The sequence below is a fragment of the Streptomyces fuscichromogenes genome (genome assembly GCF_014645815.1).
Classification (GTDB): Bacteria; Actinomycetota; Actinomycetes; order Streptomycetales; family Streptomycetaceae; genus Streptomyces; species Streptomyces fuscichromogenes.
Genome location: NZ_BMML01000001.1, coordinates 68,673 through 79,694 on the forward strand (window position 1 = coordinate 68,673; position 11,022 = coordinate 79,694).

12 protein-coding genes are annotated in these 11,022 nt (G+C 72.9%); 6 read left to right on the forward strand and 6 right to left on the reverse strand.

Translation table 11 applies throughout. The annotated features are described in order from the left end of the window. Positions 1–52 precede the first annotated feature (52 nt). Genes IEZ11_RS00340 through IEZ11_RS00350 form a run of 3 tightly spaced genes read left to right on the forward strand, consistent with a single transcriptional unit; the run spans position 53 to position 3,362 of the window. A complete protein-coding gene (locus IEZ11_RS00340; RefSeq protein ID WP_189260467.1) occupies positions 53–1,513 on the forward strand; it encodes a glycosyltransferase family 4 protein in 1,461 nt (486 codons plus the stop codon). Then, a complete protein-coding gene (locus IEZ11_RS00345) occupies positions 1,507–2,295 on the forward strand; it encodes a class I SAM-dependent methyltransferase (RefSeq protein WP_189260468.1) in 789 nt (262 codons plus the stop codon). Before IEZ11_RS00340 ends, IEZ11_RS00345 begins: the two co-directional genes overlap by 7 nt. Beyond that, positions 2,292–3,362, forward strand: a complete 1,071-nt coding sequence (locus tag IEZ11_RS00350) for a prenyltransferase/squalene oxidase repeat-containing protein (RefSeq protein ID WP_189260469.1) — start codon at positions 2,292–2,294, stop codon at positions 3,360–3,362. Before IEZ11_RS00345 ends, IEZ11_RS00350 begins: the two co-directional genes overlap by 4 nt. A gap of 99 nt (positions 3,363–3,461) precedes the next feature. Here IEZ11_RS00350 and IEZ11_RS00355 read toward each other — a convergent pair whose 3' ends face one another. Continuing rightward, the gene (locus IEZ11_RS00355; protein WP_189260470.1) at positions 3,462–3,755 is read right to left on the reverse strand and encodes a hypothetical protein; all 294 of its coding nucleotides are present in this window, start codon (positions 3,753–3,755) and stop codon (positions 3,462–3,464) included. A 136-nt stretch (positions 3,756–3,891) separates the two neighbouring features. On the opposite strand from IEZ11_RS00355, the gene IEZ11_RS00360 reads away from it, so the two are divergent. Continuing rightward, on the forward strand, positions 3,892–4,458 hold the full coding sequence (locus IEZ11_RS00360; RefSeq protein WP_189260471.1) for a hypothetical protein: 567 nt from the start codon (positions 3,892–3,894) through the stop codon (positions 4,456–4,458). Here the strand turns inward: IEZ11_RS00360 and IEZ11_RS00365 are convergent. The 4 genes from IEZ11_RS00365 to IEZ11_RS00380 all read right to left on the reverse strand — a co-directional run bounded on the left by IEZ11_RS00365 (position 4,455) and on the right by IEZ11_RS00380 (position 8,252). Further along, positions 4,455–5,465 carry an LLM class F420-dependent oxidoreductase gene (locus tag IEZ11_RS00365; RefSeq protein WP_189260472.1) on the reverse strand — a complete coding sequence of 337 codons (1,011 nt, stop codon included), beginning with the start codon at positions 5,463–5,465 and terminating at the stop codon, positions 4,455–4,457. The two genes, IEZ11_RS00360 and IEZ11_RS00365, sit on opposite strands and share 4 nt — an antisense overlap. 96 nt (positions 5,466–5,561) lie before the next feature. Then, the gene (locus IEZ11_RS00370; protein WP_189260473.1) at positions 5,562–6,371 is read right to left on the reverse strand and encodes a hypothetical protein; all 810 of its coding nucleotides are present in this window, start codon (positions 6,369–6,371) and stop codon (positions 5,562–5,564) included. Between the two features lie 145 nt (positions 6,372–6,516). Continuing rightward, positions 6,517–7,431 (reverse strand): N-acetylmuramoyl-L-alanine amidase, encoded by a 915-nt coding sequence (locus IEZ11_RS00375; protein ID WP_189260474.1) that lies wholly within the window; start codon positions 7,429–7,431, stop codon positions 6,517–6,519. Between the two features lie 167 nt (positions 7,432–7,598). Next, positions 7,599–8,252: a class I SAM-dependent methyltransferase gene (locus tag IEZ11_RS00380; RefSeq protein ID WP_189260475.1), complete on the reverse strand. Its 654-nt coding sequence runs from the start codon at positions 8,250–8,252 to the stop codon at positions 7,599–7,601. Between the two features lie 323 nt (positions 8,253–8,575). Here IEZ11_RS00380 and IEZ11_RS00385 point away from each other — a divergent pair, with 323 nt between their 5' ends. After that, positions 8,576–9,628, forward strand: coding sequence for an aldo/keto reductase (locus tag IEZ11_RS00385; RefSeq protein WP_189260476.1), 1,053 nt, complete (start codon positions 8,576–8,578; stop codon positions 9,626–9,628). Between the two features lie 121 nt (positions 9,629–9,749). Here the strand turns inward: IEZ11_RS00385 and IEZ11_RS51855 are convergent, their stop codons facing one another. Beyond that, on the reverse strand, positions 9,750–9,878 hold the full coding sequence (locus tag IEZ11_RS51855; RefSeq protein ID WP_268239891.1) for a hypothetical protein: 129 nt from the start codon (positions 9,876–9,878) through the stop codon (positions 9,750–9,752). 2 nt (positions 9,879–9,880) lie between these two features. Here IEZ11_RS51855 and IEZ11_RS00390 point away from each other — a divergent pair, with 2 nt between their 5' ends. Next, on the forward strand, positions 9,881–10,984 hold the full coding sequence (locus tag IEZ11_RS00390) for an alpha-hydroxy acid oxidase (RefSeq protein WP_189260477.1): 1,104 nt from the start codon (positions 9,881–9,883) through the stop codon (positions 10,982–10,984). Positions 10,985–11,022: the final 38 nt, after the last annotated feature.

The window sequence follows — 11,022 nt, forward strand, 5'->3', positions numbered from 1 at the left end:
TTAGCGTCCCGGCGTAACCTCACGGGAAAGTGCAGGGAGAAGGGGGCCCGGAGTGACCGCTGAGGCCAGTCGGGCGGGTGCCGACGAGGAACCCGCCGCCGACGGCGAGCGACCGCTCGACATCGCGCTCCTCACCTATAAAGGGAACCCGTTCTGCGGCGGCCAGGGTGTCTACGTACGGCACCTGTCGCGGGAGCTGGCCCGGCTCGGACACCGGATCGAGGTCATCGGGTCGCAGCCGTACCCCGTCCTCGACGAGGGACACCCCGGCCTCACCCTCACCGAGCTGCCCAGCCTCGACCTGTACCGCTCCCCGGACCCCTTCCGGACCCCGAAGCGGGACGAGTACCGGGACTGGGTCGACGCCCTCGAAGTGGCCACCATGTGGACCGGCGGCTTCCCCGAACCGCTGACCTTCTCCCTGCGCGCCCGCCGCCATCTGCGCGCCCGCGCCGGGGAGTTCGACGTCGTCCACGACAACCAGACGCTGGGCTACGGCCTGTTGGGGGACATCGGCGCGCCCCTGGTCACCACCATCCACCACCCCATCACCGTCGACCGGCAGTTGGAGCTGGACGCCGCCGAGGGATGGCAGCGGCGGTACTCCGTACGACGCTGGTACGCCTTCACCCGGATGCAGAAGCGGGTGGCCCGCCGGCTGCCCTCCGTGCTCACCGTCTCCGGCACCTCCCGCCAGGAGATCGTCGACCACCTCGGGGTCCGCGAGGACCGGGTCCACGTCGTCCACATCGGCGCCGACACCGACCTCTTCGCGCCGAATCCCGCCGTCCCCCAGATACCCGGCCGGATCGTCACCACCTCCAGCGCGGACGTCCCCCTCAAGGGGCTGGTGTACCTCGTCGAGGCCCTCGCCAAGGTGCGGACCGAGCATCCGGCCGCCCACCTCGTCGTCGTCGGCAAGCGTCCCGCCGAGGGGCCCGTCGCGCAGGCCATGGAGCGGTACGGCCTCGACGGTGCCGTCGAGTTCGTGAAGGGCATCTCCGACGCCGAACTCGTCGACCTGGTCCGGTCGGCCGAGGTCGCCTGCGTGCCGTCGCTCTACGAGGGCTTCTCGCTGCCCGCCGCCGAGGCCATGGCGACCGGCACCCCGCTGGTCGCGACGACCGGCGGCGCGATCCCCGAGGTCGCCGGGCGCGACGGCGAGACCTGCCTGGCGGTACCGCCGGGCGACGCGGGCGCGCTGGCCGCCGGGCTGAACCGGCTGCTGGGCGACGCGGAGCTGCGGCTGCGGCTCGGCCGGGCGGGCCGTGAGCGGGTGCTGCGGCACTACACCTGGGCGCGTGCCGCTCAGGGCACGGTGGCCCGCTACCGCGAGGCGATCGCCCGCTCCACGGGCGCGCCGGGCGGCCGGGGCGGCGAGGGCGCCGCCGGGGTCGGCCGCTCCCGTGCCGGGGCCCCAGACCCCGCTGCCTCCTCCGCGCCCCGCAGTACCGGCCGCTCCGCGGCCTCAGCTGGTGTTCGTCACGAGAGTGAAAGCAGGGCCACGTGCTGACTGTCGACTTCTCCCGGTTCCCGCTCGCGCCGGGCGACCGCGTCCTGGACCTCGGCTGCGGGGCCGGCCGGCACGCCTTCGAGTGCTACCGGCGCGGCGCCCAGGTCGTGGCCCTCGACCAGAACCCCGAGGAAATCCGCGAGGTCGCCAAGTGGTTCGCGGCGATGAAGGAGGCCGGCGAGGCCCCGGCGGGCGCGACGGCCACCGCCATGGAGGGCGACGCCCTGGCCCTGCCGTTCCCGGACGAGTCCTTCGACGTCGTCATCATCTCCGAGGTGATGGAGCACATCCCCGACGACAAGGGGGTGCTCGCCGAGATGGTGCGGGTGCTCAGGCCGGGCGGCCGGATCGCCGTCACCGTGCCCCGCTACGGCCCCGAGAAGGTCTGCTGGGCGCTCTCCGACGCCTACCACGAGGTCGAGGGCGGCCACATCCGCATCTACAAGGCCGACGAGCTGGTCGGGAAGATCAAGGAAGCCGGCCTGCGGCCCTACGGCAGCCACCACGCGCACGCGCTGCACTCGCCGTACTGGTGGCTGAAGTGCGCGTTCGGCGTCGACAACGACAAGGCGCTGCCGGTGCGCGCGTACCACAAGCTGCTGGTCTGGGACATCATGAAGAAGCCGCTGGCCACCCGGGTCGCCGAGCAGGCGCTGAACCCGGTCATGGGCAAGAGCTTCGTCGTCTACGCCACCAAGCCGCACCTGCCCGCGGTCTCCGACGGGACCCGGACGACCGAGACGACCGGGGCGGCCGAGACGACCGGGGCGGCCGCCAAGTGACCACCCCCCGGACAGAACACCTCGTCCTGCCCGGGGTCCTCACCGCCGAGCAGGCTGCCGCGACCGTCCGCGGCATCCTCGCCGTACAGCGGGAGGACGGCGCGATCCCGTGGTTCCGGGGGCACCACCTCGATCCCTGGGACCACACCGAGGCCGCGATGGCACTGGACGCGGCCGGGGAGCACGCGGCCGCCGAACGGGCGTACAACTGGCTCGCCCGGCACCAGAACGAGGACGGCTCCTGGTACGCGGCCTACGCCGACGGCGCGCACGACGACGTCACCGACCGCGCCCGCGAGTCCAACTTCGTCGCCTACATAGCCGTCGGCGTCTGGCACCACTACCTCTCCACCGGCGACGACACGTTCCTCGACCGGATGTGGCCGGCCGTCTACGCGGCCGTCGAGTGGGTGCTGCGGCTCCAGCAGCCGGGCGGCGAGATCGGCTGGCGCCGCGAGGACGACGGCACGCCCGCCGACGAGGCGCTGCTGACCGGGAGTTCGTCGGTCCACCACGCGTTGCGCTGTGCGCTCGCCATCGCCGAGCAGCGGGAAGAGGCGCAGCCGGACTGGGAGTTGGCGGTCGGCGCGCTGCGGCACGCGATCCGGCGCCACCCCGAGCGGTTCCTCGACAAGGACCGCTACTCGATGGACTGGTACTACCCGGTGCTGGGCGGGGCGCTGACCGGTGCGGAGGCGGGGGCGCGGATCGAGAAGGACTGGGACCGCTTCGTCGTGCCCGGGTTCGGGGTGCGGTGCGTGGCCCCCAACCCGTGGGTGACGGGCGGGGAGTCGGCGGAGCTGGCGCTGGCGCTGTGGGCGGTCGGGGAGTCCGACCGGGCGCTGGAGATCCTCCAGTCCATCCAGCATCTGCGGGACGCGGAGTCGGGGCTCTACTGGACCGGGTACGTGTTCGAGGACGACGCGGTGTGGCCGCGGGAGCTCACGACATGGACGGCGGGGTCGTTGTTGCTGGCCGTTGCCGCGCTCGGGGGACATGACGCTACGTGTGCGGTCTTCGGGGGCGGCGAGCTTCCTTGTGGGCTTGAGGTGGATTGCTGCGCCTAGTGGGGCGGGGGTTCTGTGCGACGGCGGGTGCGGGTGCGTCGTGGTTGCCCGCGCAGTTCCCCGCGCCCCTTACGGGGCGCTTTCACTGACCGGGGTCGTTCAGTGGCGGTGCATGCGATTGGCCACCGCGTGGCCGATGAACAGGTAGACCACCGCCGCCAGGCCGTAGCCGGCCACCACCCTGGCCCAGGCCTCGTCGAAGGTGAACAGGTCGCGTGACCAGCCGGCCAGCCAGTTGGCCGCCTCGTGGACGAACTGGACCAGGCTGTTCGCCCGGTTCGCGTCCAGCAGGTACATCAGGATCCACAGGCCCAGGATGAGGGCCATCACGTCGGCGACGATCGCCACGACGTTGCCGGCCTGGTTGGGGCCGTTGCGATAAGCAGGGGACATGGGGTCCGGGTTGCCGCGAAACGGTCCTTGAAACCTGAACGGCGCCCTTCTCGAGTGGCGAGGTGCGGCCATCTGGGTGAGGCTGCCGGAGGAAGCACCCGCTCGGGGAGGACATCGAGACTCACGGGAGGACCCCGTGTCCGTACCGATACGGCGCCTCGTCGTCGCGCTCACCCTCTGCTGCGCCCTGGTCGCCGGTGTCACCGCCTGCGCCGGCAGCAGCCGGAGCAAGTCCGTCGACACCGGCATGGTGGCGGTCCCCGTGGCCGACACACCCAGTCCGAGCACGTCCGCGCAGAAGCAGAAGTTCGCCAAGGCGAGGTTCGTCGCCAACGCGGGTCTCGCCGCCGGCGCGACCTACCAGTGGATCGTGAAGCCGTGGAAGGCCGGCAAGTTCAAGAAGGGCGCCCACGGCCGTACCTTCGCCCTGGTCAAGGCGGCCGCCGCGGGCGGGTTCGCGTACAACAGGCTCAAGGCCGCCAAGCGGAACGCCCAGGGCGACCCGCTGCTGTCCAAGGCCATCGCACCGCTGTCCGCCGGGATCGACTCGCTGAAGGACCTGCCGTCCAAGCTCCGCAAGGGCGACGGGGACGCGGCGAGTTCGTTCAACGACATCATCAACCAGGTCAAGGACGCCGGGAAGAGCGCCGGCGCCCCGGTCACCAACCAGGTGCCCTCGGCCGGCCAGCTCACCGGCGGCTAGGAGTTCAGCTCGGCGAGCACCCGCAGGGTGTGCGGGTCCGGTGACAGGGCCAGCAGGTCCGTCACCGGGCCCTTGCGCCACAACTCCAGCCGTTCGGCGATGCGTTCGCGCGGGCCGATCAGCGAGATCTCGTCGGCGAACGCGTCCGGCACCGCCAGCACCGCCTCCTCGCGCCGTCCCGCCAGGAACAGCTCCTGGATCCGCCGCGCCTCCTCCTCGTACCCCATGCGGGCCATGAGGTCGGCGTGGAAGTTGCGGGCCGCGTGGCCCATCCCGCCGATGTAGAAGCCGAGCATGGCCTTCACGGGCAGCAGCCCGGCCGCCACGTCGTCGCAGACCCTGACCTGGGCCATGGGGGCGACCAGGAAGCCCTCCGGCAGGCCGGCGACCGCCGGGCCGTACACCTCGGGGCGGCTCGGCGCCCAGTACAGCGGCAGCCAGCCGTCGGCGATCCGGACCGTCTGGGCGACGTTCTTCGGCCCCTCGGCGCCGAGCAGGACGGGCAGGCCGGGGCGGAGCGGGTGGGTGATCGGCTTCAGCGGCTTGCCGAGACCGGTCGCGTCCGGCCCCCGGTACGGGTGGGAGTGGAAGCGCCCGTCCACCGTCACCGGCCCCTCCCGGCGCAGCACCTGCCGTACGACGTCCACGTACTCCCGCGTCGCGGTCAGCGGCGACCTCGGGAACGGACGGCCGTACCAGCCCTCCACGACCTGCGGCCCGGACAGCCCGAGCCCCAGCAGCACCCGGCCGCCGGAGAGGTGGTCCAGGGTCAGCGCGTGCATCGCGGTCGTGGTCGGCGACCGGGCCGCCATCTGGGCAACGGCCGTACCCAGCTTGATCGTCGACGTCTGCGCGGCGATCCAGGTGAGCGGGGTGAAGGCGTCCGAGCCCCAGGACTCCGCCGTCCACACCGAGTCGTACCCGAGCCGCTCCGCCTCCTGGGCCAGCGGCACATGGTCCGGGGAGGGGCCGCGCCCCCAGTAGCCGAGTGCCAACCCGAGCCGCATGGCCACCTCCTGACGTCACGTCAGATCATCGCGGGGGTGACTGTACGACAACGGCCCCTCACCCGGAAGGGCAAGGGGCCGCAGGTGCCGGGCTGTTCAGCCGCGCTGGATCCCGGAGGTGTCCTGAAGCACGCCACGACGGCCGTCCTGGGTCTGCGCCACCAGGGCGGTACCCCGCTGCTCGACCGCCAAGTACCAGGTGCCGGGCGCCAGTTCGGCGATCGGCGCGGTCGAGCCGTCCTCCGCGAACAGCGGCCGCGGCACCGGGACGGCGAACCAGAACGGCGAGAAGTCCGGCGCCGGCGGCTGCTGCGCGGCGGCCGGGGGCTGCTGCTGGCCGAACGGCTGGCCCGGCTGCGGCTGGGCGCCGTAGGGCTGGCCGGGCTGCGGCGCGCCGGCCCCCGGGTAGCCGTAACCGCCGGGCGGCTGGGCGCCGTAGGGCTGCGGGGCCTGCGGCTTGGGGGCCGGGATCAGGGCCGCCTGGAGGGCCGGGACCAGCGGGGTGGCGACGGCGGCCGCGGCCAGCACCAGGGCCGCGATCAGGCCGAGGATCAGACCGGAGCCCGCGCCGATGTCGGCGGCGTTGAACTCGTCGGAGAACGCGCCCAGCGGGTCGATGGTCGACCAGAACGCGGTCCACACGGAGAACACCGTGAGGCCGACGCCGATCTGGCCCAGGTCGAGGCCGACGAACTTCAGCGGCTGCGGCAGTGCGCGGGCGAGGACGATCAGGACCGCGCCGGCGATGCCGCCGACGTACATGCTCATCACCAGGCCGAGGTTGTCCCAGGCGTTCGGGGCACCGTTGCCGGACTTGTCGAACGTGTCGAGGAACGACGCGACGAACAGCAACACCGCTGCTCCGATGACCGCGCCGTCGCCTCTAGTGAGGGAGCGGATATTCACTTCAGGTCCTTCGTGTGTCGTCTCGTCGGCGGAGGAGGCGTCGCGGGGGGTGTGCCCCTCATCGTGGGAATCGATCGTAGGAATCGTAGGACGGACACTATCCCCCGAACGATCAGGGTGTCCGCCCGGAGGGGCCCGCCGGTGCCTAACCGCGCAGGAAACTCACGATTCCCTCAGACATTCCCTCTGCCGCCTTCTGCCGCCAGGCGCCGCTGGTCAACAGTGCCGCGTCCTTGCTATCGCGCATGTTGCCGCATTCGATGAACACCTTGGGAACCGTTGACAGATTGAGACCGCCGAGGTCCTTACGTACGTCGAGACCGGTGCCGTTGCCTACGTAATTGGACGGTGCGCTGCCCGTGACCTTCGCGAAGTCGCTCTCGATGCGCTCGCCGAGAGTGCGGGAGGTGGCGGCGATCGGGCGGGTGTCGGCGGCGCCCGAGTGCACGGTCGCGGGCAGGATGACATGGAAGCCGCGGTCGCCCTCGGGTGCCCCGTCGGCGTGGATGGAGATGGCCGCGTCGGCGTGCGCCGCGTTGCCGATCTCCGCGCGCTTCGTCACACACGGCCCCCAGGCCGGCCGGTCCCCGTCATGGGTCAGCTTCACCGTGGCGCCCTGCTTCTCCAGCAGCGTCCGCAGCCGGTGCGCGACGTCCAGGGTGAAGCGGGCCTCGCTGTAGCCCGCGTTGGTGGACGTGCCCGTGGTGTCGCACTCCTTCCAGTTCGTCCCGATGTCGACCTTCTGGTTGATCTCGGACGTGTGCTGGAAGTTCCCCGGGTTGTGCCCCGGGTCGATGACGACGACCTTGCCCTGCAGCGGGCGGGCCGCGCTCGGGCTCGCCGTCGGCACCTTGGCGTCGTCGCCCGGGGTCGCCTCCGCCGACCTGGGCGTCGCCGCGTCCGCCTGCCCGGCACCGCTGCCGCCGGGCTTGCCCACCCCCTCGTACACTACCCATCCGAGCAGCGCACCGGGCACCAGCGCGGCAAGACCGACAGCGAGCGGCGCCCGCCGGAACCGGCGCTGCTGCGGGGGATCGAATTCCGGGCCTGTGTACGACACGTCTGCCACCCTAGCCGCCGCCCAGGGCGTCCGCGGTGTCGGCGAGGGCCGTTGGGATGACGGCCCGAACCACACCCGGCCGCGCCCCGCTGCCGCCCGGCCGCGCCCCGCCACACCTCGCTGCCGCCCGGCCCGGCCCGGCCGACACCGGGCCCGGCGTCGGCGTCCTAGATGCCCGTCCCCGTCCGGCGCAGGACGCGCAGCGAGTCGTGGACGGCGGTCTCCGTGAAGGCGCCCGACTCCAGGGCGCGCAGGTAGACGCGGTAGGGGGCCTGGCCGGTGAACTCGTCCTCCGGGTCCGGGAAGACGTCGTGGATGAGGAGGAGCCCGCCCGGGGCCACGTGCGGGGCCCAGCCCTCGTAGTCGGCGGTGGCGTGCTCGTCGGTGTGGCCGCCGTCGATGAAGACGAGGCCGAGCGGGGAGTTCCAGAACGCGGCGACCTGAGGGGAACGGCCGACGACGGCGACGACGTGGTCCTCCAGGCCTGCCCGGTGCAGGGTGCGCCGGAAGGCCGGCAGCGTGTCCATCAGCCCGATCTCCGGGTCGACCGTCTCCGGGTCGTGGTAGTCCCAGCCCGGCTGCTGCTCCTCGCTGCCCCGGTGGTGGTCGACGGTGAGCGCGGTGACCCCGGCCGCGCGGGCCGCGTCGGCGAGCAGGATCGTCGAGCGCCCGCAGTACGTCCCGACCTCCAGCAGCGGGAGGCCGAGCCGCCCCGCCTCGACGGCCGCCGCGTACAACGCGAGTCCCTCGCCGACGGGCATGAACCCCTTCGCCGCCTCGAACGCGGCCAGGATCTCGGGCTTGGGGGCTGCCGCGGTCATGGGGGTCCTTCCACTCGTACGACTCTGACTGCCGCTGTGACGACTGTGCGGTCAGCCATGCTGCCGCACGCCTCTCGCCGGCGGTTCGACCGGGGGTGCGGGGGAGGCGTCGGCGACCCGGTGTGTATCAGCCAAAGTGTGCGAAGCCCGAAGCCGCGCACGGGCAGCGACCGCACTTCCCCGATCGGTCGCGGGGGTCCGGTCCGCCCTCCGGACGTCGGTCGCCGGCCGGTCAACCAGGCGGCCGGATAACGGATTTGAAGTGTGCTCCAAGACCTAGACTGGCGCCTTCGACCCACCCCACCTGTGACGGAGCAACCGGCATGCGCTATCGCGTCCTCGGCAAGACCGGCATCGAGGTCAGCACCCACTGCCTGGGCACGATGATGTTCGGGAGTTCCGGCAACCCCGACCACGAGGACGGCGCCCGCATCATCAACACCGCGCTCGACGCCGGCGTCAACTTCGTGGACACCGCCGACATGTACTCCGCCGGTGAGTGCGAGGAGATCGTCGGCAAGGCGCTCAAGGGGCGGCGCGACGACGTGGTGCTCGCCACGAAGGTGCACTTTCCGCTGGGGGAGGGCCGCAACCGCAGCGGCAACTCGCGCCGCTGGATCCTCAAGGCCGTCGAGGACAGCCTGCGGCGGCTGGACACCGACTGGATCGACCTCTACCAGGTGCACCGCCCCGACCACACCACCGACATCGAGGAGACGCTGTCCGTCCTCGGCGACCTGGTGACGGCGGGCAAGGTCCGGGCGTTCGGCTGCTCCACGTTCCCCGCCGAGGACCTCGTCGAGGCACACCATGTGGCGGAGCGGCGCGGGCTGATGCGGATGCGCACGGAACAGCCGCCGTACTCGATTCTCGCCCGCGGCATCGAACGGGCCGTGCTGCCCACCGCGCAGCGCCTGGGCATGGGCGTGCTGACCTGGTCGCCGCTCGCCTCCGGGTTCCTCTCCGGCGCCCACCGTGAGGGCCGGGCCGTCGACCTCACCACCGGCCGGGCCAGGCTCTCCCCGCAGCGCTTCGACCCCGCCGCCCCCGGCAACGCCGCCAAGTACGCGGCCGTCGAGCGGCTCGTCGCGCTCACCGAGGAGGTGGGCTGCACCCTGCCGGAGCTGGCCGTCGCCTTCCCGCTGGTGCACCCGGCCGTGACGTCGGTGATCATCGGCCCGCGCACGATGGACCAGCTCACCGCGCTGCTCAAGGGGGCCGAGCTGGTCCTCGACGACGAGGTGCTCGACCGCCTCGACGAGATCGTGGCCCCCGGCACCGACCTCTACCGGGCCGACGGCGTCTGGCAGCCCCCGTCCATCACCGACCCCACCGCCCGCAGGCGCCCCTCCGGGGACCGCGCGGCCGCGGGCTGACCCCGGGCCGACGCACGCCGTACGGGGACGGGGACGAGGACGGGGACCGGGCGGCGCGCGCCCGCGGGCGTCGGCCGGTGCACGTGCGGCGCCGCCCGGTGCACGTGCCTGGCTTGTCGGTTCACCGGGCCGCCCCGGAGCTCCCGGCACGCGCCCGGCGGTGACCGTCGGGGGCGGCGCCGGGCGGGCCGGCCGCCTTCGGCACCGCGCAGATCAGCGACACCGCCGCCCGCGGGCGGGGGACCGACATCCATGGACCGTACGGCGAGCGGAGAAGACGTGGTGCTGGCGCTGCACACCTACGAGGCGGCGGCCAAGGAGCGGTTGCCGGGGCCGGTGTGGGACTTCTTCGCCGGCGGCAGCGGCACCGAGTCGATGCTGACGGCGGGGCGGGACGCGCTGGACCGCATCCGGCTGCGGCCGCGCTGTCTGGTCGACGTCTCCCGCTGCGACCCGGGTACCGAGCTGCTGGGTGCGCGGCTGGCCGCGCCGCTGGGCATCGCGCCCATGGCCTACCACCGGCTGGCCCACCCCGAGGGCGAGGTGGCGACCGCACGGGCCGCGGGCGACGCGGGGGCGCTTCTGACGGTCAGCATGTTCGCCAGCCGGACGCTGGAGGACATCGCCGCCGCGGCCACCGGGCCCCTGTGGCTCCAGCTCTACTGGCTCCGGCGCCGGGACCTGATGGCGGACCTGATCCGGCGGGCCGAGGCCGCCGGTTTCCGGGCGCTGGTCCTGACGGTCGACGCTCCCCGGGTCGCGTTCCGCCCGCGGGACGCCGCCAACGGGTTCGCGGTGCCGTCCGGCATCCGGGCGGTCAACCTGGCCGCGGAGGTCATGGCCGCCTCGCACGGCAGCCGGGCCGGGGAGTCGGCCATCGCCCGGCACTCGGCGGAGCAGTTCGACTCCTCTGTCACCTGGGACGACCTCGCCTGGCTGCACGAGGTGTCGTCCCTGCCGCTGGTGCTGAAGGGCGTCCTCACCGGGGACGACGCCCGACTCGCCGTCGAGCACGGGGTCTCGGGGCTGGTCGTCTCCAACCACGGCGGCCGGCAGCTGGACTTCGCCCGGAGCGCCCCGGACTGTCTCACGGAGGTCGTCGACGCGGTGGCGGGAGGCTGCCGGGTCGTGCTCGACGGCGGGATACGGTACGGCGCCGACATCGCCAAGGCCCTGTGCCTGGGCGCCGACGCGGTCATGATCGGGCGTCCCGCCCTCTGGGGCCTCGCCCACTCCGGCACCGAGGGCGTCACGGGCGTCCTGCGCCTGCTCATGGGCGAGTTCGAGGAGGTCATGGCCCTGATGGGGGCACCGACCGTCGCCGACTTCGGTCGATCCGGCATCGCGACACCCTGAGCGCCCCCCTCCCGACCCCTGCCCCCCACATACCCGAG